The following is a 24914-nucleotide window of genomic DNA, read 5'->3' as shown; positions in this document are numbered from 1 at the left end:
TTTTTGAGGGATAAAAATGTATTATTATGAAATCTATGTGGAAAATAATAGGGGAATATACACGTATAAATCTGAAGAAAAATATGAAATTGGACAATGGTGCATTGTTAATTTTATAAATAGGGATAAAATGGGGCTTGTGATAGCAATAACTGCAGAAAGCAAAATTCAGTTTGATGTTTCTAAAATAAAAAGAATTAAGGCTGCAGCTCCTGTTTTGTCCATTCCAGATGATATTATGCAACTTATAAAATGGATAAGAAGTTATTATATAAGTGATTATTATAGTGTTATAAAGGCAGTTTATCCAGGAGCACTTAAATTAAATTATTCTAAGAAGGCTATTTATCAAAAGGATTTTTGGGTGGAAGAATGCTGGGTTGAAAGAGATGATTCGGAAAAAAATCTGGAAGAAATAAAAAAATTTAATGAATATATGAAAAAGCGGAAGGAAGTTACAGTTACAACTTTGAAAAAGAATTTTTCTAGTGAAATTGTAGAAAAGGCGATAAATGAAAAGATTATCTCTGTTGAAAAAAAAGTAATTTTAAATTCTAAAATTTCAAAAAAGGAAAATGAGAAAGGTGAAATTATAGAAAAGAAAATTATTTTAAATAATGAACAGAAAAAAGCTGTGAATACAATAAAAAATAGTGAAAAGCAGATTTTTCTATTAAAGGGAATAACTGGTTCAGGAAAAACTGAAATTTATATTCATTTGATAAAAGAAGCTCTAAAACAAGGATTTGGAAGTATTTTTCTAGTTCCGGAAATTTCTCTTACAGTTCAAATGATACAAAGGCTAGAAGAGGAATTTTGTAATGAAGTGGCTATTCTTCACAGTAAACTTACTGATAAGGAAAAGAGGGAAGAATGGACATTTATACGAAATGGAGAAAAAAAAATAGTGATTGGGGCAAGATCAGCAATTTTTGCTCCAGTTCAAAATTTGAAGTATATTATTGTGGATGAGGAACACGAAAATACTTATAAGCAGGAAAATAATCCACGGTATCACGTAAAAAATGTGGCGATAAAAAGAGCTTTTTTGAAAAACGAAAAATTGAAAAAAGATAATGATTTAGAAAAAAATAAAGAATTAAGAAAAGATGTAGACTTAGAAAAGGAAGAAACTGAAAAAAACAAAAAAATAAAAGTGATTTTAGGTTCGGCGACTCCATCGTTTGAAACATATTATCAGGCACAGCAGGGGGATATTGAATTAGTTGAGCTTACGAAACGATATAAAAATGCGAGGTTACCGAAGTTTGAAATTGTAGATTTGAATGAAACTACAGAAAATTTTTCAGAGAGATTACTAGATAAAATTTCTCAAACTTTGAAAAAAAATGAACAAGTTATTTTAATTTTGAACAGAAAGGCATTTTCAAATTTGCTAAAATGTAAAGACTGCGGCAATATTCCAACTTGTCCGAATTGTAGTATTTCCTTGAATTATTACAAATATGACAATTGCTTGAAATGCCATTATTGTGGTTATGAAAGGCGATTTAACAATACATGTGATGAGTGTGGCGGGCATAAGATGAGACAAATTGGGGCTGGAACAGAAAAAATTGAGGAAGAACTGGCAGAGGTGTTTCCGTCGGCTAGAATTGTGAGAGTAGATTCAGAAAGTATAAAAACTAAGCAGAATTATAAAAAGGTTTATAATGACTTTAAAAATCATAAATATGACATAATGCTCGGAACACAGATCATCGCAAAGGGTCTACATTTTTCAAATGTAACATTAGTTGGAATAATTAATGCTGATATAATCTTGAATTTTCCAGATTTTAGGGCCTCAGAAAAGACTTTCCAGCTATTAACACAGGCTTCAGGACGTGCGGGTCGTGGTGAAAAGGATGGAGAAGTAATTATTCAGACTTTTAATGGGGAAAATAATGTAATAAAAAAAACAATTGAAAGTGATTATGAAGGATATTATAAAAATGAGATGATTATGCGGAAAATGTTAAATTACCCGCCTTTTGGAAGAATTGTTATTTTAGTAATTTCAACAACAGAAGAAAGTTTGGTAAAGGAAAAAGCTCAAATGTTACGTGAAGAAATTATTAGAAATATAAATGTAGTTATGAAATTGACTTCAAATGATTTTATATCAGATGCTTTTAAATCACCAATTTATAAGATAAATGGCAGATACAGATATCAAATATTTTTTAAATTTGAAAGAAAAGATATTTTAAAAATAAAAAAAATCATAAAAAAATGCGTTGGTAAATTTCGGGAAATGGAAAAGAAAGTTAGAGTAACGATTGATGTAGATCCTGTAAATATGATGTGATTTTTTTCAATAAAAAGTATTTTTTATATAATTGGGATTTAACAATATGAAGATTATTTTAAAATAAGTAAAATTTAACAAAAGATAGCAAGAAGTCTTCGGCTTCTACAAGCGGGAGATGAATTGCTTTTTTTTGTAAAAAAAAATTGAAAAAAGGATATATTTATGATATAATTTATTCAGTGAAATAATATAGAAGTAGTTAATAATAATGTCATATAATAGTAATTATCATTCAGTATTTGATATAAATTATCATATGATTTTTTGTATAAAATATCGAAGAGAAGTCATTAATGATGAAATTTCTAATAGATTGAAAGAGATTTTTGAAAAAATATGTCCGAAGTATAACATTGTTCTTAAAGAATGGGAACATGATGTTGATCATATTCAAATGTTGATTAATGCTATTAATACTGAACTTTCTAAGTTTGTAAATACTTATAAAAGTGCTTCCAGCAGGTTGATAAAAAAAGAATTTCCTGAAATAAGGGGAAGATTGTGGAAAGAATATTTTTGGAGTAGAGGTTACTTAGTTATAAGTGTCGGAGGTGCACCGTTAGAGATAATTAAAAAATATATTCAAAATCAAAAGGAGGTGTAATTTTATGAAATATAATTTAGCATTCAAATACAGGATTTATCCAAATAAGGAACAAGAATTGTTGATAAATAAGACTTTTGGATGTGTTCATTTTATTTACAATATGATTTTATATATTGCTAATAAAATTTATGAAGAAACTGGAAAAAATAAAATAGTTACACCTGCCAGTTTGAAAAGTGAAAATGAATTTTTAAAAGAAGTAGACAGTTTGGCACTTTCAAATGCTCAATTGAATGTAAAACGATCGTTTACGAATTTTTTTCAAAAGAGAGCGAAGTTTCCAAAGTTCAAATCTAAAAAGACTAGTGTTAAAAGTTATACGACAAATTATGTGAACAATTCGATACGAATTGAAGAAAATAAATATTTTATTTTGCCAAAATTGAAAAGAGTAAAATTAAAATATCATAGAGAAATACTGAAGGATTACAAGATAAAGTCAGTAACATTGACAAACAGTAATGGAAATTACTATGTTTCTGTTTTGACGGAATTTGAAAAAGAAATTCAAAAAGTAGCTAGTAATGATAAAGTAATTGGACTTGATTTTTCAATGTCTGAATTATTTTTCAGTTCTGAAAACCAAAGGGTTGATTATCCAAAATATTTTAGGATGTTGGAGAAAAAATTGAAGAAATTACAGAAATCATTGTCAAGAAAAGTGAAATTTTCTAAAAATTGGTATAAACAAAAAATGAAAATATCAAAATTACATGAGTATATCAAGAATTGTCGAAGAGATTTTTTGCATAAATTATCGAAAAAATTATCTGAAGATTATAATGCTGTAGTTGTTGAAAATTTGAATATGAAAGGGTTGAGCCAAACATTAAATTTTGGTAAACGTGTAGGAGATAATGGATGGGGAATGTTTTTGAGGATGCTTGAGTATAAACTGATGTTTTTAGGGAAACAATTTTTGAAGATAGATAAGTGGTTTCCATCACCGAAAACTTGCAGTAAATGTGGAAACGTTAAAGAGAAACTGAAATTATCAGAAAGAAGTTATAAATGTGAGTGCTGTGGGATTGAAATTGATAGAGATTACAATGCGTCATTGAATATAAAAGACATTGGAAAATTGATGTTGGAATATTAGGAAAATAAAAGAAGACAGGGTAGGGACTACCCGAAGAGCTTGGTAAATATATTTGGCTAGCAAAAGCAGATACTTCCCAAGAAGCTCCCGCTTCTAAAAGCGGGAGTAGTTCACATAGAGATATATTATAAGAATTAGTATTAATTATCCTATATTTTTGTTATTAAGAAAAGGGTGAAAATTTGAAAAATAATTTAAAATGTGGTAAAATAAATAAATTTGTAAAAAATAAATAAATCTGAAATATAGTTAGGAATAAAATATTATTTTTTTATTTTTGAATAGACTTTGGGATAAAATAATAAATATGGTTTTAGTAATCAAAAATAAATAGAAAAATAAGAGATATGTTTTATGATATAGTATCACTACTTAAAAGGATAACTTAAAAATTACAACTTTTTGGAAAAATTCAGATTTATTCAGTTTTTGTTTATAAAATTTAGAAAGAGAAAATGATGAAAAAAAGATTGGATTTAATTCTTGTAGAACGGGAGCTTTTGGAAACACGGGAAAAAGCAAAAAGGGAAATAATGGCGGGTAATGTCATTGTAAATGAACAGGTTGTGACAAAGGCGGGAACGATGTTTAAGGACGATGATGATTTAAATATCCGTATCAAGAATAAATTGAAATATGTCAGCCGTGGTGGCTTGAAATTGGAAAAGGCTATAAAAACTTGGAATTTAGATTTTAAGGATAAATTGGTACTTGATATTGGAGCATCTACTGGAGGATTTACAGATTGTGCTTTGCAAAGTGGTGCGAAGTATGTGTATAGTGTGGATGTTGGTAAAAATCAACTTGACTGGAAATTGAGAAATGATGAAAGAGTTTTTTCAATAGAGGAAATGCACATAAAGGATCTCGAGGAAAAAGATATTAATAATAAAAAAGTGGATTTTATAGTAATTGATGTTTCTTTTATTTCTTTGACAAAAGTTATTCCGTATTTTGAAAAGTTTCTTGCAGAAAATGGGAAAATTGTGATGTTAATTAAGCCACAATTTGAAGTTGGAAAGGAAAAAATTGGAAGAAATGGTGTTGTGGAAAATGAAGAATATCATGATGAAGCTATAAAAAAAGTAATTTCTTTTTCAAAAGAATGTGGATATGAATTAATTGGCGTGGAAGATTCGCCAATAAGAGGAGCAAAGGGAAATAAGGAGTTTTTAATGTTATTAAAATTTTCATAAATTCAAAATAGCAATTTATAGTAATTTTATAGTTGGCTATTTAAGTATATTTTAGGAGGAAAAATGAAAAAAAACAAAATAGTACAGACAGTATTGGGACTTGTATTGGTAAGTATGCCTTTATTTGCAGCAACTACTATAGTAAAGACATCGAGAAATGATAAGGATACAAGTGCTGGGTATACAAAAGATGCAACAGAATTGAACAGAATTGTAGATGTAATAAATATTATTGAAAATAATTTTGTTGGAAAGGAAGCTACTCCAAGTAAAAATGATCTTTATGAAGGTGCAGTTGCAGGAGTTGTAAGCAGATTGAAGGATCCTTATTCAGAATATTTGTCTAAAGCAGATCTTAATGACTTTTCAGAAGATATGGATGGTGAATATGTTGGAGTTGGAATGACTATCAGTAAGAAAAAAGGAGAACCTCTTGAAGTTGTTTCGCCATTTATTGGAAGTCCTGCTGAAAAAGTTGGAATTAAAATAAAAGATAAAATTACAAAAGTCGACGGGAAAGATATTTTACCGCTTACAGCAAATGAAACTGTAAAACTTTTGAAGGGTAAAGAAGGTACAAAAGTTGATGTGGAAGTAGTTAGGGAAGGTAAAAAAGATCCAATGAAATTCACTTTGACAAGAGCCAAAATTAAATTGGAAATGGTAGAAAGCAAAATGCTTGAAAATAATATTGGTTATGTAAGTCTTTTGAAATTTGGAAATCATGTTGGAGCAGAAGTTGAAAAGGCTATAAAAGATTTACAGGCTAAAGGAATGAAAGGATTAATTTTGGATTTACGTTCTAATCCAGGAGGATCACTTCAAGAAGCACAAGATATAGCTTCACTTTTTGTAAAGGAAGACTTAATTGTTTACTTGAAATACAAAAATGGACAACAAAGAAACTATAATAGAACTTTAAAAAATCTTGGTAATTTCCCATTAATTGTACTGACAAATAAAGGAAGTGCAAGTGCTTCAGAAATTGTAACAGGTGCAATAAAAGATTACAAACGTGGAACAATTATTGGAGAAAAAACATTTGGAAAAGGAATTGTGCAACAAGTCATACCTTTGAGAACTGAAGATGCAATAAAACTTACTATTGCTCAATATTTCACACCAAAAGGAAATTATATTCATGAAAAAGGTATTGAACCTGATATAGAGGTTAAAATGGAAGAATTATTGGCTTTAAAAGGTTATTCAAATGACGGTGAACAAGCTAGAAAAAATAGAGAAAAAGAAATTGAAGAAATATTAACAAAAGATAAAGGTAAAGAAGAAGCAGCTAAAATTATTTCGGCAGGAGATGTTCAGTTAAAGAGAGCAATTCAAGAAATGAATAAAAAAATAAATGGAACAGGAAAAAGAAAATAGTAATAAAAATTAAAAATTAGGAGAAAATATATGTTTTATGTTGTTGGTACACCAATTGGGAATTTAGAAGATATGACTTTTAGAGCGATAAAAACTCTAAAAGAAGTTGATTATATTTTTGCAGAAGATACGAGAGTTACAAAAAAGCTTCTTACCCACTATGAGATTGAAAAAACGGTGTATCAATACCATGAACATAATAAACTTCATCAAATCACAAATATCATCAATCTTTTAAAAGATCAAAAAGAAATTGCGCTTGTAACAGATGCTGGAACACCGTGCATTTCAGATCCTGGCTTTGAGTTAGTAAATGAAGTTTTGAAAGCTGGAATAAAAGTCATTGGAATACCTGGAGCTTCGTCAATTGTTACGGGAGCGAGCATTTCGGGATTAGATATGCGAAGAATGGCTTATGAAGGATTTTTACCAAAGAAAAAAGGAAGACAAACACTTTTTAATAAATTAAAGGAAGAAGAAAGAACCATTGTAATTTTAGAATCTCCCAACAGAATTTTAAAAACTTTAAAGGATGTAAGGGAATATTTGGGAGAACGGTATATTGTAATTACAAGAGAACTTACTAAAATTTATGAAGAAATAATTCGCGGAAATGTTTCTGAAATTATTGGAAAATTGGAAAAAAAGCCAATAAAGGGAGAAATTGTTTTATTTATAAGAGCTATAAATGATGATGGCATTTATTTAAAAAATAAAAATATAGAGTAATTAAAAATTAGTAAAGATAAGATAGATTTTTATAAATAAATTTTGACTAATAAATATTTTTCTGTAATTTTTTAAATCAAGGGAAATCAATCGCCATTTTCCTTGTATTCCTGTCTTATCTAAGCATTTAATTAGGGTACAACAATTATTTTAATACAGACATAATAAACAAAATTTCAATAGAATAAAAATATTTGTTTGAGTTTTTATCTTTAGTTTTAAAATTAATCTTAAATTTTAGGATTAAAAATAAAAATTTAGAGAGAAAATGGTGAGAATGAAAGAATGAATATAAACTGGTATCCAGGGCATATGAAGAAAACGAAGGATTTGATTGTAGAAAATCTCAAGATAATTGATGTTGTGATTGAGATTTTGGATGCAAGGATTCCAATTTCTAGTAAAAATCCAGATATTTCAAAGTTGGCGAATAATAAGAAAAAGATTATTGTTCTGAATAAAGTGGATTTGATTGATAGCAAGGAATTAAAAAATTGGGAAGATTATTTTTTGAAAAATAATTTTTCTGATTATTTTGTAGCTTTGAGTGTAGAAAAAGGGACTAATTTTAATGAACTACGAAAAATTACAGATAAAATTTATGCTGAGAAATTGGAAAAAATGAAAAAAAAAGGACTTCGTAAAACCGAAGTAAGAGCTATGATTGTTGGGATTCCTAATGTTGGAAAGTCTAAATTCATTAATAAATTTGTGAATAAAAATAAAGCAAGAGTTGGAAATACTCCAGGATTTACACGTGGTAAGCAATGGATAAAAATTGATGAAAAATTGGAACTGTTGGATACACCAGGGGTTTTGTGGCCAAAGTTTGAAGATGATGAAGTGGCTTATAATTTAGCAATCACTGGTTCAATAAAGGATAATGTATTGCAGTTAGAACAAGTTGCTATGAAATTTTTGGATAAATTAAAGGATTTGGGAAAAATAGATAATCTTGTAAAAGTGTATAATTTGGAAGAATATATAACTAATGAGGAAATTTTGGAATTCGAAAACCATAAGATACTGGAAATTTTGGAAAAACGGCTTGGTGTTTCTAAAAATGATGAACATAATTATGAAATTATTTCGAGAAGGCTTATGAAAGATTATAGAATGGGGAAAATAGGTAAGTTCTTCTTGGAAATCCCTAAAAATTAGCAGATAAGAGTTTTTTTATTTAAATTGAAATAGAACTGTTATATAAAAAATAATAAGAGATAGAATAAAAGATGATTATTTGTGTGAAAATTTATAGTAGCCTAAAAAAATTTCAAGAGAGTAAAAATAAAATTGAAATAAGGCTTTATTATAGAAGGAGAAATATAAAAATGAGAATTGGAATATTTACAGATACATACAGACCTCAAGTAAATGGAGTTGTAAGTTCGATTATGACGCTTGAAAAAGAGCTTAGAAAGTTGGGGCATAAGGTGTATATTATTACTACGACTGATCCTGATGCACCTCAGGTAGAACCTAATGTCTTGAGGCTTCCAAGTATGGAATTTAAGCCGTTGCCACAGTATAGGTTAGGGATGATTTATTCGGCAAAAATAATAAAAAAAATAAAAAGGCTGGAGCTAGATATTATTCATTCACAGACAGAATGGGGAGTAGGGACATTTGCGAGATTTGCTGCAATTAATTTGGAAATACCGCTTGTTCATACTTACCATACATTGTATGAATATTATACGCATTATATTTTTGGATCAAGATTTGTTAAAGCTGGAAAAAAAATTGCGGCTGCGATTAGTAAGTTTTATTGTGAAAAATGTAATGCCTTGATTGTTCCTACAAGAAAAGTTGAGGATATTTTATATTCTTATGGTGTGGATAAGACAATGAATATCATTCCAACTGGACTGGAACTGGATAAATTTTATCGTGGAAATTATTCTGAAGAAGATTTGAGATTTATGAGGGAAAGTTTTGGAATTGATGAAAATGAATTTCTTTGTGTGTATATTGGACGGATTGCCGAAGAGAAAAGTATAGATTTGTTAATTGATATGTTTTCTAAAATTAAGGATGAAAAATTTAAGTTTATGATTGTTGGTCGTGGAAGAATTTTAGATGATTTGAAAAAACAGGCTGAAAAACTGGGAATATCTGATAGAGTTATATTCACTGGGGAAGTGCCGCATGATAAAGTTGCTGCATATTATCAGATGGGAGATGTTTTTTTAAATGCGAGCGTATCGGAAACGCAAGGACTTACATTTGTTGAGGCAATGGCGGCTAAGACGCCTGTTGTTGCGAGGTATGACTTGAATTTGGAAGACTTGCTTGTAAAAAATGAAGCGGGGCTTGTTTATAGAAATGAAAAGGAATTTATTGATTCTATAATGCTTTTAAAGGAAAATAAGGAATTTAGAGAAAAAATTATTGAAAATGCTTTTGTTGCTTCACAAGATTATACAGCCCAAAAATTTGGGGAAAGAGTGGAAGCAGTTTATAAAAAAACAATAGAGGAGTATGATAGTCGTGAAAGTTTTACTATATTCAGAGGGGAAAAGTTCCTTCAGCAAATCCGGCGTTGGACAAGCCTTAAATCATCAGGTAGAAGCCCTTGGAGCAAATAATATTGAAATTACGCAGGATCCTGAAGATGATTATGATTTGGCACATATAAATACAGTTGCATTAAAATCTTATGAAGTATTAAAGCAGGCTAAGAAAAAAGGGAAGCCTGTAATTTATCATACACATACGACTTATGAGGATTTTCGTGGAAGTATAAAGGGAAGTTATGTTCTATCACCAATTATAAAGTTCTGGACGAAAAAATTATATAATGAAGCAGATTATTTAATTTCTCCATCAGAATATACAAAAAATCTTATAAAATCGAAATATTTGGAAAAAGAAAAGGAAATCAGAGTAATTTCAAATGGTGTAAATATAAATAAATTTAATAAAAATGAAGTTTTAAAACAAAAATTTCTAAACGAATACAAATCAGTATATGACATAAATAAACCGCTAATTATAACGGCTGGACTGCCTTTTGAAAGAAAAGGGATAAAGGACTTTGTAAAAGTGGCGCAAGAATGTAGTGACTACCAGTTTCTGTGGTTTGGCTCATCAAGTGTAAAATCAATGCTGCCTGACAAAATACAGAAAATCATTGAGAATCCACCAGAAAATCTGATTTTCCCAGGATATGTCGATACGGATATTTTAATAGGCGCATTCAGTGCCGCAAAAGCCTTCTTATTTATGACTTATGAGGAAAATGAGGGAATTGTGGTGCTGGAGGCGCTTTCAGCAAAATTACCGCTTGTAGTAAGGGACATTCCTGTGTATGAGGGTTGGCTAGAAAATGGAAAAACATGCTTTAAGGCTAGGACTAACGAAGAATTCTGCCAAAAAATAAGGAATATTGTGGAAAACAATGTGGAAAACTTGGATGAAATTACAGAAACTGCCTATAATATTGCAGTAGAAAGGGATTTGTTAAATATAGGGAAAAAATATAAAGAATACTATGAATATATATTAAATCAAAAAAATAGATAAACTTTCAAAAAATCGTAAAAAATAATTTCAATAAATCAAAAAGAGAAAACCATCAATAAGCCAACAATGGTTTTCTCTCTAATTTTAGACATTTCAATTTATCATATAATAAAACTGTTTTAACATTGACTTAAAAATAACGAATGACTATAGTTTCAGAACTCTAAGTTCATTTAATTTTTATTATTTTATTTATTTTTTCTGACATTGCTTAGTATGCTTTCAAGCACGGGAGTCATATTGTTTAAGTGTTTAGTTTTTATTATGAAATTCCAGAAAGGCTCAAATTTTTTCCAGCCAGCAGTATAAAAAAAGTGTTTTAACTTATGTTTGGATATTTCATGATTTCCGCTTGCTTTAAATATATTTGACCATTTGTAGAATTCCTTATATGCCCAGTTATAGCCCTGTTCAATTTCATCGGCAGTCATATTTCTAGTTTTGTAGACAACATGTCTTGTATCGTATAAATCCCAATTTTTTGTTATTATTCGGCTTTCATCTTCCATCCGCTTGAACAGCCTTGTTCCTGGATAAGGCGTTAGAATATGGTAAGTAGAAGTTGTTATGGCGTTTTTTACTCCCCATTCAACAGTTCTTTTAAAGACGTCCTTGTCATCGTAATCCAATCCAAATACAAAGCTCCCGTTTATCATAATTCCCAACGAATGAAGCCTGTTTACTGCTTTTTCATAGTTTCTTTTTAAATTCTGATTTTTATTGCTGGATTTTAGATTTTCTGGAGAAAATGTTTCAAATCCTACAAAAAGACTTCTTAATCCGGCTTGAGCAGCCTTTTCTATTAAATCTCCCGTAAGTATTGAGTCAACTGTTGCTGCACCTTGAAACAGCCTGTTCATTCCTTTCATTCCTTCAAAAAGTTCCGCGGCAAATTTAGGATTTCCTAATAAATGGTCATCTAAAAAGTATAGGTGTCTTCCTGGCAGCCTGTCAATTTCTTTTAGCGCATCATCGACAAGCTGAGTATAAAATGATTTTCCATTCTGGTAAAAAGCGTCTTTGTAGCAAAAATCACAATGATGAGGACAGCCTCTAGTTACAACGATAGAATTTGGTACAAGATATTTATTCCTTTTTATCAAGTCTCTTCGTGCAGGAGGGGCTCCAATTAATGTTCTGTGTGTAGAAATATACATTTTTTGTGGATTTCTGTTTTTAAAGTCCTGTAAAAATTTAGGAAAAATATCTTCTCCCGGTCCAATCATTATAGTGTCGGCATGTTCCAGCGCCTCTTCAGGCAATGAAGTCACATGAAGTCCTCCTAATACTACGTAACTGCCCTTTTTTCTGTAATAATCGGCTAATTTATAAGATCTGTAAGCATTTGTAATATACACTTGAATAATAACCAGGTCAGGATAATCTTCTAAGTTTAACTTTTCTACATGCTGGTCCTGCAAATCAATTTCATCATCTTCTGAAAAATACCCTGCGAGTGTTGCCAGTCCCAATGGAGGGAATAACGAGTATTTGACAGGACGCCAGAATGGGCTTTCAGCTTCTGTAAGAGCAGGCAGTATCATTTTTACTTTCATATCGTAACACCTCATTTTTATTATTTATATCGTAAACTTCTTCAAAATTAACTTAAATTAGACAAAACTAGGATTTGAGCAAATCAGTCATAACTTTTGAGTTTAGTCTTAAAGTAGTTTTGCTATGATTATAGCAAGAAAAAAAATCAATTTCAACAAGAAAATTAGTTTTGTATTTAATTATATGATGTCTTTATGTCATTTTTTTTTCTTGAAAAAGCCTAAGAAATTTAGTAAAATATACTTAGCAAGAAAGGTGTATTTTAGTCAGAACATAATAAATTTTATTTTTTTATAATTTTTTCTAAATGTTCGGATATTGAATTATAAAAAAGAGATTTGCAAAATTAAGGGAGAACAGAATTATGAAAAAATTACATATTTTAAGTACAATGATGCTGTCAGCGGCAACTGCAATGGCTCAGGAAATAAAGATAAATGGGGGCTGGGACTTTGACAGGGCATATAAAAATGATTTAACTAAACATCAGAAAGGTTTGTCAAATACTATTTACGACTATAAATTTAAAAATGGTCCCGTTGCAGGAATAGAGTGGTTATTTGACAATCAGGGAAGACTTGAATTAGGAATTGGTGCGGAACATAAGTTTTCTGTAAAATCTTCAGCTTTAAAAGATAAGAATGAAATGAAAATGTATGAAATAACACCAATGTACTTAACAAGTAAGTACAATTTAGTAACTTCTAAAGAAGGAAATGATCTCGTTTACCTTATCGGAAGAGTAGGGTATGCTAAGGCTAAAGCTGGAAGAGACAATAAAGAAGATTTGAACGATAAAAATTTTCGTGGTGGACTCTATTATGCTGGTGGACTAGGTACTCAAATTGGTCCCATTTCGATTGAAGCATTATATGAAAGATCAAATTTACGATATGACAAAGTAAATTTAGGTAACATAAATAGAAATAATATAAGTACTCTAAATAATTTTAAAAAGACGAAAGATAATATAAATACGGTTGGTGTAAGAGTAGGATACAGTATCGGAAATATCAAAAATTTACCGAAGAAAAAAAATGAAACTGTGCCTTTTGATCCTTTTAGAACTGATATTTTTGCTAAAACAGGAGATATGCAGTACACTACGGATAAAATTCAGAAAAGAAAATGGAATGGTGGAGAACTTAGATTAAATGCAGGATATAATTTTAAAAATAGATACAATATCCAGCCAGAGCAATTTTTAGGAACAGGAATGAAAAATAATAAATGGCAGTCTGCAAAATCTGATTTTGATATTAAAAAGATGCCTGTTGTTGGTTTGGAATATTTATTTGATAATCAGGGAATTGTTGAACTAGGTCTAGGTGTTGAACAAAAATTTCTTGATATTACAGCCTTTTTTAATGATAAAGAACAGAAACATGTTTTAAGAACCTATCCCGCTTACGCTACAACAAAAATTAACTTAGTAAATAATAAAGGGAATAATCTTCTTTATGCCGTTGGGCGAATAGGATATGTACACGGTGAAATAAAGGAAGAAAACTTTAACAAGAAAGATCTTCATGGTGGTCTTTACTATGCTGGAGGATTAGGTACAGAATTAGGGCCAGTTTCTATAGAAGCTCTTTACGAAAGGTCAAATTTTAAATATCAGCCAAAAGATACAGTCAGTCCTATAAAAACTAAAGGTAAAATAGATACATTTGGTATAAGAGCAGGATACAGAATAGGAAGTATAAAAAATAAACCAAAAATAAAAGAAGTTAAGACAGCAGGATATGCCTATAATGACATACCAGAAGAAGATAGAATAGATATAATTAATAATTTGAGAGATAAAAGTAAGGAAGTTTTAACTTCTAGAAAGAATCCTATAAAAAGGCAGAAATCTTTGGAAAATGAAATAAAGCAAGCTAGAGTGGCAGGCTATAATACCTATAATGATATACCGGAAGAAGACAGGATAGATATAGCTGGTAATTTGAAAGGAAAAAGCAATACTGTTTCAACTTTAAAAAAAGGTACTGTAAAAAGAGAAAAATACTTTGAAGATGAGATAAAAAAAGAAAATGGTAAAACTGTATCTGAAGAAGATTCTATAGATATAATCAATAATTTAAGTTTTAACAGATTATAAAATTACAGGTTTTCTAAAAAGAAAAAATCTAACTACAACATGAAATTGAAACATTAATTTGGGAAAGGTGATAGAAAATGAAAAGATTTATAATTGCTGTACTGCTCTTAATTTTTATGAGTTTTTCGATAATGGCTGAAAATACAGGCAATGTGTCTTTTTCAGTAAGTGAAATAAAATCAAATAATGATATATTGTTAAAATGTTCAAATATGGCAGGGGAAAATGCACAAGGAACTGGAATAACTGAAAATAACGGCAATAATATATTTTTAAAATGTATAAATTCTGAAACTGGCAGTGAAAATATTATTGGAACAAATAAAATAAGTTCTCAAAATATATTGCTGAAATGTTTAAATACAAGTGAAAGCACGGAAGATGAACTGACAAAAGATGTAAATACAGCTGAAAAGCTTTTAAAATGTTCAAATATAGTTAGAATAATTAAAATAGATGAATTATCTCAAATTGAAAGTGCCAATGCGGTACAGTTGAAATGTTCAAATACAGTAACAAACAACATAGTTTTAAAGTGTTCAGGTACATCTGAAAATCTTCTAAAAAAGGAAACAACGATAAATAGTGGAACAGTAAATACAGCTGAAAAGCTTTTAAAATGTTCAAATATAGTTAAAGTTATTGATGGAAATAAAGTTTTTTCAGATAATTTAGGAAATTATGATGCAGTAATATTAAACTGTACAGATACAACAGAAAAAAACAGCAATATTATTGGCAATATCGCGCAGCCAAAAGTAAATATAGGATCATTAGGAGGCAACATAGGAGGAAAAGTTCCTGTAGGGCCTATTATTGGCGGAGTGGCAGGAGCTTCTGCTGTCGGAGCGATTGCTGGTGGAATTGGCCATCATAAAGGTGGCGGAAAAGGTGGAAACCCTGGACATCAAAATGGCAGAAATGATGGTGGAAAAGATGATAATCCTAAAAAACAAAAAAAAGATGATACAAAAATTCATAATGTGAAAGGAATTGGAATACAGCCTGTCAATCCATTTTGGAGAAGTAATCTTAGAGAAGCCGAAGATTCTTATTCCAAAATAGCAGGGGCAGGATTTCAGTGGGTAAGAATTACAGCTTCGTGGCATAGAATCCAGTCTTCAAAAAATGGAAGATACGACTGGCAGGATATAGATGATGCTGTTGCTCTTGCCAAAAAATATAACTTGAAAGTCTTAATGCAAATAAGCGGTGCTCCCGAATGGGCAACAGGAGCAGACAAACTTTCAGCTGCTGAAAAAAATGCGTTAAATGCAAGAAAAATCTGGGTTGCTTCGTTTGCACCACTTCCACAGTATAATAATGAGTTCTCAAATTTTGTAAGTGCATTAGTAAAAAGATATGCTCCAAAGGGAGTAATAGACTATGAATTTTGGAATGAACCAGGAAATCCAGAATTTTGGCATGACACTATTCAAAATCCTAGACCGAATCCTGAACATTATACTGATTTACTAAAAATAGCGTATACAGCAGCGCATGATGCTCATAATGATGTAAATGTTATGGCAGGTGGAATGACGGTAGGTGCTAGTAATAGTACAACAGGATATGTTGGACCTATGGAATTTTTAGAAAGAATGTACAGAGCTGGAGCAAAAGGCTATTTCGATGGTTTATCACACCATCCTTACGGAATTTATGCCAGAACTTTTCGAGATAATGGCTGGGCAAACATGATAGGCGACGTTGTAGCACCTGGAGGAGGAGAAAAAACATTATATCAGATAATGTCAGAACACGGTGATGGAAATAAAAAAATATGGATAACAGAAGTAGGAATAGATGCTGCTTATCCTGGTGTTGAAGAAACAAAACAAGCTAATGTGATAAGTAAAATTTTAGATCAATATCAAAAATCAAATATATATGGGCCTCTTATTTTTTATCAGGCAAAAGACAGAAAGCCTTACATTACTTCGGGAATATTAGATAGGGACAGTAATGGCGATGGATGGCTTGACGTAAATATTGATACAAATGGAGATGGTGTTCCTGATGCGAACATTGATACTGATCATAATGGACGTCCTGATATACTGGATGCAGCAGATCCTGAAAATTATTTTGGAATTTGGAAATCAGACGGCACTGAAAAAAAAGCAGTGGATGTAATCCGAAGATTCATTAATAATAATCATCCGGCACCATCACCTACTCCAGCTCCACTTACAAATGGATGTGATAGTGCAACTGATGCTTCGGGACAATGGAAGAGTGTAAAATGTTGGGAATTTAAAGGCAGAAATATTCCTTCTGACTGGGTAAGTAAAAGAATTATCAATCATTTGGGTAGCCATTTAACTTATTTGCCAAGCAGTATCAGTTTAGATGGTGATCACGCAATACTTACTACACGACGTCATTGTGTTAACAGAAAAGGCGATCCTTTAACTGATGCAAATGCAACTACAGGTGTATGCCCTGCAGGTAAAGTTACTCAGTATTCAAGTGGTAGACTAGAATCTGGCAATATTGTAGATGCCTCTAAACCGTTCCGTGCAGAAATACGTGCCAAAATGAATTGGAATCACTTGCAAGGAATGCGTACGGCCCTTTGGATGCAGAAACAGCGAAACGATGTGGATACACCTGCCTGCAAAGTTCCTGGTGGAAATGCTCCTTATGGTTCATTATTAATTTTGGAATGGTTTTCAAGTACTCCTAGTTATGCATGGCCTGCAACTAATATCAGCTGTTATTACAGTCAAGTCAATCATGAATGGACACCGCGTGGCTTTACACACCGTTTGGAAAATATTGTTGGTGGACATACTACGTCACTGACACATGAATGGCACGTTTGGGCAATTGAGTTTGATGGAACAAAAGTACGTTATTATATGGATGGAAGGTTGATTCCTGTGGTTCATTACCGTATTAAGGATGCTCAACGTATCAGTGTAGTTGATAATACTAGATATGACCAATATGGTAATTATCTTTCTACTATGCCAGATGAAGACTTTAGCAAGCTGAATATTCCTTCTGCTTTAGTTAAACAAGGATTTGAAAATGATAGATGGCATTTCATTATTAATGACTACGTGGAATGGGAACCGGCATTGAATCCACCTTCTGAGCATTCTCCGTTCCCAGTTCAAACTACAGAGATTGATTATGTTCGATTGTATCAAAAATAGGATGCCACTCTATTTCAGGTTGCTTAAATGTGCTTGATTTCATGTGCTTTTAGGCAACTTAATTGGTATCCTATGGATACATATAGGATGGTGATGGTTAGAGTAAATAAAATAAGAAAAAATCATTATTAAAAAAATATATGTATATACAAAAATAAAGCTTTACAAATTAAAATTTTTATAGTATAATACTTTTATATACAAATGTAGTTATGAAGGAGAACTGTAAAAATGAGAAATATTACGAAAAAAAATCAAAAATTAGATACGATAATGTATATGAATTTGTATAGTTTATTTTAAAATTAATTAAAAAATAATTTTAGATGTAAGCTTATTTTAAAGTGAATAAATTGAAAAAATAAGATTGCATCTTAGAAAGCTGGATAATCTTATTCAGCTTTTTTCTTTAAAGAATATTTATTTTTGGAGGTCTTGGAATGAGAAAAATTAAATTATTGCTAGGAATCTTATTAATGCTGATTCTAGCAGTATCCTGTGGAAATAAAACGAACGCTGGAAAAAAAAGGGTTATAAAAGTAGGTACAGATGGAGTTTATGCCCCATTTTCATTTAAGGATGAAAGTAGCGGGAAATTGACAGGATATGATGTTGAGGTTATTCAGGAAGTTGGAAAAAGAATAAATGCAGATATTGAATTTACAACTGTTCCTTGGGATAGTATATTTCTGGGACTAGAGTCAAAAAGATATGACATTATTGCCAATGAAATTGAAAAAACTAAGGAAAGAGAAGAAAAGTATATTTTTTCTGATAAATATTTAGTTTCAGCTGCTCAGATTATTGTAAAAGAGGGAGAGAATAACATAAAGACTTTAAAGGATCTGGAAGGTAAAAGAGTAATTTCAGCAGTTGGAAGCAATTATTCAAAAACTGTTGAGGAATATAATAAAACAGCTGCTAAAAAGATAGATCTTAATTATTTTGACGGTGGAATTACATTGACATTGGTAGAAATAGCACAAGGAAAGGCAGATGCAACATTGAGCGACAGACTTGTGGTAAGTTACTATAAAAAACAGCAAGGAGATAAGGTTCAGCTGGTAGGAGAGCCTTTGAGTACAACACCGACATTTTTCTTATTTAGAAAAGATAGCGAAGAATTAAGAAATGAAGTGAACAAAGCACTTGCTGAGATGAGAGCCGATGGAACTCTTGCTAAAATATCAGAAAAATGGTTTGGCGGAGATTATACGAAATAGTTAAAAATTTAAATTTATACTAAACTCGATTTAAATAACGAATTTATTACAAACTTTTTTTATAAATGATATAAACCTAATATTTTCAAATAATTAAAATATAATTTTCATTTTTTAAATAAAGTCCAGCATAAATAATCCGTCGGAGCATTTTTTTGCACTGGCAAAATTGTCTGAGCATAGCGAGTTTTTTGTCAGTGTAAAAAAATGTCGTAGACTAGCCATAGGTTGTAGGATTTGCGGCAATGAGCAATCCTACGAAAATAAAAAAGGAAAAATATAGTAATATGAAAAAATATTTATTAAACAAAATATCTAAAAAATAATAAAAAATATAAAAATTTTAGGAGGAAAATCATGAAAAATATTTTAAAATTAACAGGAATTTTATTGATAGGACTATTTCTTATCAGTTGTGGAGGGAAACAGGAAAATGGTAAAAGTGGGAGTAGTGAAGGAAAACAAAAAGTGAAAGTTGGAACAGAAGGAGTTTATGCACCGTTTACGTTTACCGATGGAAGTGGGAAATTAACTGGATATGATGTAGAAGTTGTTGAAGAAATTGGGAAAAGGGCAAATTTAGATATAGAGTTTGTGCCTACGCCTTGGGATAGTATGTTTTTAGGACTGGAATCGAAAAAATTTGACTTTATTGCAAATGAAATTGCTAAAAATCCTGAAAGAGAGAAAAAATATACTTTCTCTGATGATTATTTAGTATCAGCCGCTCAAATTATTGTTAAAAAAGGAAGAACTGACATTAAGACACTTGAGGACTTAAAAGGTAAAAGAGTTATGACAGGAGTAGGAAGTAATTATAACAAGACTTTGACTGATTTTGACAAAAACAAGGAAATAAATTATGCTTATTTTGATGGAAATGTTTCAATTGCACTAGAAGAAATTGCACAAGGAAAGGCAGACGCTACTTTAAATGACAGATTGACAGTAGGATATTTTACAAAGCAAAGAGGAAATCTTGTAGAGATTGTAGGAGAGCCTGTAACGAAAACGCCTGTATATTTCACATTTAGAAAAGATAGCGAAGAATTGAAAAATAAAATAAATAAAGCACTAGCTGAAATGAAAGCTGATGGAACGCTTGCCAAAATATCAGAAAAATGGTTTGGCGGAGATTATACGAAATAATTTATAAACAGGAGAAAAGTAATGAATAATAATGTACCTTTTTTAAACTGGGGATTTATGGTAAGAGCGATTCCAGAAATACTGAAAGCATTGCCGATGACTCTGAATATTGCGATTGTTACGATGATATTTTCGCTGATACTTAGTTTTTTTATCGCACTTGTGAGAATAAATAAAATTCCTGTGCTGACAAGGCTTGCTACAATTTATGTGTCCTTTATAAGAGGGACACCTCTTTTAGTTCAGATTTACCTTGCCTATTATGGATTGCCTAAAATATTAGATTATATACATTTAAAGTATGGATTTAATATAGATGTGAATAATATTCCTGCGATTATCTTTGTTTATGTGGCATTTATTTTAAATGTATCAGGTTATCTGTCGGAAACATTCAGGGCGGCAATTCAGTCGGTGGATAAAGGGCAAGTTGAAGCTGCATTGTCTATTGGAATGACAAAGTGGCAGGCAATGAGAAGAATTGTACTTCCGCAGGCGATTATAATAACTTTTCCTAATTTTGGAAATACTTTTATAAGTTTGATAAAGGATTCCTCACTTGCTTTTTCAGTTTCAATTGTGGAAATGATTGGAAAGGCAAAAATAATTTCAGCTTCAGGACTGGATATTTTTGAAGCATATATCGTAGTTTCAGGAATTTACTGGGTTGTTTGTATAATTGTGGAAAAAGTCATGGGAATTGTGGAAAAGAAACTGAGAGTAGGTGGACTGTAAAATGATAAAGGTTGAAAATCTAAAATTGTCTTTTGGAAAAAATGAAGTTTTGAAAGGAATAAACTTTAAAATAGAAAAAGGACAGGTAATAAGCATCATAGGACCGAGTGGGTCGGGAAAATCAACATTTTTACGAAGCCTTAATTTTCTTGAAACAGCTTCATCGGGAACAATAACTTTTGGAAACGAAACATTTGACTTGAGTAAAATAAATAAAAAAGATATAAATAGGCTTAGAAAAAATACGACAATGGTTTTTCAGAATTATAATTTATTCAAAAACAAAACTGCTTTGGAAAATGTAATTGAAGGTCTTTTGATTGTAAAAAAAATGAATAAGAACGAAGCAATAGAAATTGGATTGAAAATGCTTGAAAAAGTAGGATTAAAAGATAAAGCCGAATTTTACCCAAATCAGCTTTCTGGGGGGCAGCAGCAAAGAGTGGGAATCGCAAGGGCGGTTGCGATGAGTCCAGAGGTAATTTTGCTTGATGAACCAACTTCGGCACTTGATCCTGAACTTATAGGAGAAGTTCTGAAAGTTATAAAAGATATGGTAAAAGAAAATATGACAATGATAATTGTTACCCATGAAATGCAGTTTGCAAGGGAAATTTCTGATTATATTGTATTTATGGATTCAGGAAAAATCATAGAAGAAGGAGTGCCTGAAGAAATTTTTAAAAGTTCTGGAAGTAAAAGATTACAAAACTTCCTGAGAAGATATTATGATAACGAGATAGATATTTATTCGATTTAATAAATTAAATTCATTTATCAATTCAAAAATAAAAAAGAGAAAACCCAAAATATTATATAATAAATAAAAAATGGGTTTCTCTCTAAATTAAACATTTCAATTTGTTAAACAATATTATAAATTTAAAAGTATATTTTTATGTAATAATTTTACAAACACCTTGAAAAATAATGATTTGCCTGTTATAATTATAGCAATAATATTTTATTCTTGAAAGGAATAATATGGATAGAGATAAATTAGCAATTCCTAAGCATATCGCGATTATTATGGATGGAAATGGCAGATGGGCTAAGGAACGTGGAAAAATTCGGTTAGAAGGGCATAGAGCTGGAGCAGCTAGCCTTGAGAAAATTTTAAGATATGCTGGAGAAATTGGAGTCAAATATTTGACTGTTTACGCTTTTTCAACTGAGAACTGGAAGCGTCCGCAAAAGGAAGTAAATGGTCTTATGGATTTATTTGGAAAATATTTAGATAAAGAGAAAAAAAATCTGAAAAAGCAAGGTGTAAAGTTAGTTGTGACAGGGGAAAAGGAAAATATTTCTCCAAAACTTCTAAAAAAAATTGAAGATACACAAAAATTTTTGGAAGATTGTAGTAAAATAACTTTTAATATTGCTTTTAATTATGGCGGAAGAAGGGAAATTGTAAGTGCGGTAAATAAAATTTTGAGTGAAAATGAAACAAAAAAAATCGAAAAAGTTACAGAAGAAGAGTTTTCAAAATATATGTACCGACCAGAAATCCCAGATCCAGAACTTGTAATCAGAACGAGTGGAGAATTTAGGATAAGCAATTTTTTGCTTTGGGAAATTGCCTATTCGGAGTTTTATATAACAGATGTTTTCTGGCCTGATTTTGATGAAAATGAATTAGATAAAGCGATTTTATCCTTTAATAAAAGGGATAGAAGATACGGAGGGCTGAATGTTAAGTAGATTATTTATTATTTTGTTGTTTGTACCTTTCCTTTTATGGATATTTTTAAAAGGGAATCTGATGTTTTTGGTGTTTACTCTTGTAATAATTGGAATATCGCTTTTTGAATTTTACAAAATGCTAAAGGACAAGGGATTTGAAGTAGCAAGCAGGATTGGAATGGGACTTGGGCTGTTTTTGCCTGTTGCGATATATTTTCAGGAAAATTCAAAAAATATTTTTTCATATTTTAAATTTGAACTTTTTAAGCAAATTAACTTTGATATGGGAGGATTTATCGTATTTGCAATAATTCTTCTGTCTTTAAGGCAAGTTTTTAAAGTAAAAATTCACAATGCAATGGCAGAAATTTCCTATACTTTATTTGGAATAATTTATGTTTCATATTTATTCTCACATATTTTACTAATAAAATATGAATTTCCAAATGGAAAAATTTTAGTTGTAATGACATTTATGTTAATTTGGGCATGTGATATTTCTGCTTATCTTGTCGGAATGGCAATCGGCGGGAAAATATTTAGACACAGACTTGCTCCAAAAATTAGTCCAAAAAAATCAATTGAAGGTGCAATTGCAGGAATTTTAGGGGTATTTTTAGTAATTTTATCTTTTGACAAAATATATTTATTCATAGCAAATTTTGTCTGCGGAATTTCATTTTTATCAAAAAACTGTTCTGTAAATTACGATTATGTTGCCATTGGAGGATTAAAAGCCTTTATCCTTGCACTTGCAATAGGAATCTTTGCCGAACTGGGAGATTTGGTGGAATCTAAGATAAAAAGAGAATTGGAAGTTAAGGATTCTGGGAATTTACTTTTAGGACATGGTGGATTTTTGGACAGATTTGACAGTGCGTTATTTGTATTGCCGATTGTGTATTATTTTATGAAATATGTTGCATATTTATAAAAATAAAATTAGTAAAAATTGAGAAATAATAGATTTGTTAAAAAAATTAAAAAAATATAAAAATTAAAGAAAATTAAGAAATAAGGAGAAAAAATAAAAAAATGACAGAATTAGAAATTAAACAAGAAGTAGAAAGACAATTTAATATTTTAAGTCGTGGGTGTGATGAAATAATTAATGAAAATGAATTTAAGAAAAAGTTGGAAAAATCAATTTCAACAAATACTCCATTAAGAGTAAAATTGGGGATTGATCCAACTGGGTCTGATTTGCACTTGGGACATGCGGTACCTTTGAGAAAATTAAAACAGTTTCAAGATTTGGGGCACGATGTGTTCTTCTTGATTGGGACTTTCACTGGAAGAATTGGGGATCCGACTGGAAAATCTGAAACTAGAAAAATGTTGTCAGAAGAACAAGTTATGGAAAATATTAAAACATATTTGGAACAAGTAAAATTAATTTTAGATTTAGATAAAATTAATGTTGTTTACAATGCTGACTGGCTGGAAAAATTGTCGTTATCTGATGCGTTGAATTTGTTGTCACAATTTACAGTTTCACAAATGATTTCAAGAGAAGATTTTTCAAAAAGATTATCTGAAAATAAACCAGTTTCATTGATTGAGTTTATGTATCCGATTTTGCAAGGGTATGATTCAGTAGAATTACATGCAGATGTGGAATTAGGTGCGACTGAACAAAAATTTAACTTGCTAAGAGGAAGAGATTTACAGAAAAACTTTGGTCAAGAGCAGCAAATTTGTATGATAATGCCGATTTTGGTTGGACTTGATGGAGTGGAAAAAATGTCTAAATCATTAGGAAACTACATTGGTGTAAAAGATACGCCAAACGATATGTTTGGTAAAGTTATGTCAATTTCAGATGAATTGATGGAAAATTATTATACAATGATAACTGATGTCCCTTTTGAGAGAATTGAAGAAATTAAGGCACAAATCGCAGATGGAAGTTTACATCCAATGGAAGCTAAAAAACAATTGGGAGCTGAAGTTGTAAAAATTTACTACGGTGAAAAAGCGGCTAAAGAAGCGAGAGATTGGTTTGAAAATGTATTCAGTAAAAAAAATCTTGACGTAGATTTACCAGAAGTGGAAGTTCCTTATGGAGAAATTAATGTAATCGACTTACTTGTAAAAGAAGCAAAATTACTTGGAGGAACAAGTGAAGCAAGAAGGCTAATTTCACAAGGTGGATTCAAAATAAATGACGAGCCAATAAAAGATATTAAGGCAAGTGTCAATATCGAAAGCGGAATGATTATTAGGGCTGGAAAAAAGAAAATTGTGAAAGTGAAATAGTAAATTTTAAAATAAAAAATCTCTATTTAGGAATTATTTTTTCTTATGTAGAGTTTTTTTTAATAAATATTAATACTAAATCCCGTTTAGAAATAGGAATAATTTTTTATAATAAGGTTGTTTAATAGCAAATTCGTAATTATTCATACTATTCCCCGTTTAAAAAGCGAACATTTACTTTAATTATTTA

The 24914-nt window shown here is 30.5% G+C and carries 19 protein-coding genes; 18 read left to right on the top strand and 1 reads right to left on the bottom strand.

What is annotated here, in order from left to right; genetic code table 11:
- Positions 1-16: 16 nt before the first annotated feature.
- The 9 genes from priA to FVE73_RS09270 all read left to right on the top strand — a co-directional run bounded on the left by priA (position 17) and on the right by FVE73_RS09270 (position 10850).
- Positions 17-2311 carry a replication restart helicase PriA gene (gene priA / locus FVE73_RS09310; RefSeq protein WP_018498962.1) on the top strand — a complete coding sequence of 765 codons (2295 nt, stop codon included), beginning with the start codon at positions 17-19 and terminating at the stop codon, positions 2309-2311.
- A gap of 211 nt (positions 2312-2522) precedes the next feature.
- A complete protein-coding gene (tnpA, locus tag FVE73_RS09305) occupies positions 2523-2918 on the top strand; it encodes an IS200/IS605 family transposase (protein ID WP_146997865.1) in 396 nt (131 codons plus the stop codon).
- Positions 2919-2922: 4 nt separating this feature from the next.
- Positions 2923-4020, top strand: coding sequence for an RNA-guided endonuclease TnpB family protein (locus FVE73_RS09300; RefSeq protein ID WP_146997864.1), 1098 nt, complete (start codon positions 2923-2925; stop codon positions 4018-4020).
- 458 nt (positions 4021-4478) lie between these two features.
- Positions 4479-5216 carry a TlyA family RNA methyltransferase gene (locus FVE73_RS09295; protein WP_018498328.1) on the top strand — a complete coding sequence of 246 codons (738 nt, stop codon included), beginning with the start codon at positions 4479-4481 and terminating at the stop codon, positions 5214-5216.
- A gap of 63 nt (positions 5217-5279) precedes the next feature.
- Positions 5280-6596: a S41 family peptidase gene (locus FVE73_RS09290; protein ID WP_018498327.1), complete on the top strand. Its 1317-nt coding sequence runs from the start codon at positions 5280-5282 to the stop codon at positions 6594-6596.
- A 30-nt stretch (positions 6597-6626) separates the two neighbouring features.
- Entirely contained in the window at positions 6627-7325 is a 699-nt protein-coding gene (gene rsmI, locus FVE73_RS09285; protein ID WP_018498326.1) for a 16S rRNA (cytidine(1402)-2'-O)-methyltransferase, read from the top strand.
- 285 nt (positions 7326-7610) lie between these two features.
- Positions 7611-8486, top strand: coding sequence for a ribosome biogenesis GTPase YlqF (gene ylqF / locus FVE73_RS09280; protein ID WP_018498325.1), 876 nt, complete (start codon positions 7611-7613; stop codon positions 8484-8486).
- 170 nt (positions 8487-8656) lie between these two features.
- A complete protein-coding gene (locus FVE73_RS09275) occupies positions 8657-9913 on the top strand; it encodes a glycosyltransferase family 4 protein (protein WP_039782214.1) in 1257 nt (418 codons plus the stop codon).
- Positions 9807-10850 (top strand): glycosyltransferase family 4 protein, encoded by a 1044-nt coding sequence (locus FVE73_RS09270; protein ID WP_232058510.1) that lies wholly within the window; start codon positions 9807-9809, stop codon positions 10848-10850. The genes FVE73_RS09275 and FVE73_RS09270 overlap by 107 nt, the downstream gene beginning before the upstream one ends.
- Before the next feature lie 188 nt (positions 10851-11038).
- Here FVE73_RS09270 and FVE73_RS09265 read toward each other — a convergent pair whose 3' ends face one another.
- Positions 11039-12406: a B12-binding domain-containing radical SAM protein gene (locus tag FVE73_RS09265; RefSeq protein WP_018498322.1), complete on the bottom strand. Its 1368-nt coding sequence runs from the start codon at positions 12404-12406 to the stop codon at positions 11039-11041.
- Between the two features lie 365 nt (positions 12407-12771).
- On the opposite strand from FVE73_RS09265, the gene FVE73_RS09260 reads away from it, so the two are divergent.
- The 9 genes from FVE73_RS09260 to tyrS all read left to right on the top strand — a co-directional run bounded on the left by FVE73_RS09260 (position 12772) and on the right by tyrS (position 24724).
- Positions 12772-14511: a hypothetical protein gene (locus FVE73_RS09260; protein WP_018498321.1), complete on the top strand. Its 1740-nt coding sequence runs from the start codon at positions 12772-12774 to the stop codon at positions 14509-14511.
- 77 nt (positions 14512-14588) lie between these two features.
- A complete protein-coding gene (locus tag FVE73_RS09255; protein WP_018498320.1) occupies positions 14589-17675 on the top strand; it encodes a cellulase family glycosylhydrolase in 3087 nt (1028 codons plus the stop codon).
- Positions 17676-18115: 440 nt separating this feature from the next.
- A complete protein-coding gene (locus FVE73_RS09250; protein ID WP_018498319.1) occupies positions 18116-18898 on the top strand; it encodes a transporter substrate-binding domain-containing protein in 783 nt (260 codons plus the stop codon).
- A 357-nt stretch (positions 18899-19255) separates the two neighbouring features.
- Positions 19256-20047, top strand: a complete 792-nt coding sequence (locus FVE73_RS09245; RefSeq protein WP_018498318.1) for a transporter substrate-binding domain-containing protein — start codon at positions 19256-19258, stop codon at positions 20045-20047.
- Positions 20048-20068: 21 nt separating this feature from the next.
- Entirely contained in the window at positions 20069-20782 is a 714-nt protein-coding gene (locus FVE73_RS09240) for an amino acid ABC transporter permease (RefSeq protein ID WP_018498317.1), read from the top strand.
- A gap of 1 nt (position 20783) precedes the next feature.
- Complete coding sequence (locus FVE73_RS09235) at positions 20784-21542, top strand: amino acid ABC transporter ATP-binding protein (protein ID WP_018498316.1); 759 nt, start codon at positions 20784-20786, stop codon at positions 21540-21542.
- Positions 21543-21766: 224 nt separating this feature from the next.
- Positions 21767-22483 (top strand): isoprenyl transferase, encoded by a 717-nt coding sequence (locus tag FVE73_RS09230; RefSeq protein ID WP_018498315.1) that lies wholly within the window; start codon positions 21767-21769, stop codon positions 22481-22483.
- Positions 22473-23399: a phosphatidate cytidylyltransferase gene (locus tag FVE73_RS09225; RefSeq protein WP_018498314.1), complete on the top strand. Its 927-nt coding sequence runs from the start codon at positions 22473-22475 to the stop codon at positions 23397-23399. Before FVE73_RS09230 ends, FVE73_RS09225 begins: the two co-directional genes overlap by 11 nt.
- A gap of 101 nt (positions 23400-23500) precedes the next feature.
- Positions 23501-24724, top strand: coding sequence for a tyrosine--tRNA ligase (gene tyrS, locus FVE73_RS09220; protein ID WP_018498313.1), 1224 nt, complete (start codon positions 23501-23503; stop codon positions 24722-24724).
- Positions 24725-24914: the final 190 nt, after the last annotated feature.

Origin of the sequence: Leptotrichia wadei, assembly GCF_007990545.2 — a bacterium.
GTDB lineage: Bacteria > Fusobacteriota > Fusobacteriia > Fusobacteriales > Leptotrichiaceae > Leptotrichia > Leptotrichia wadei.
The sequence above is the reverse complement of the archived record's forward strand: the minus strand, read 5'-3'. Positions and strand labels throughout refer to the sequence as shown.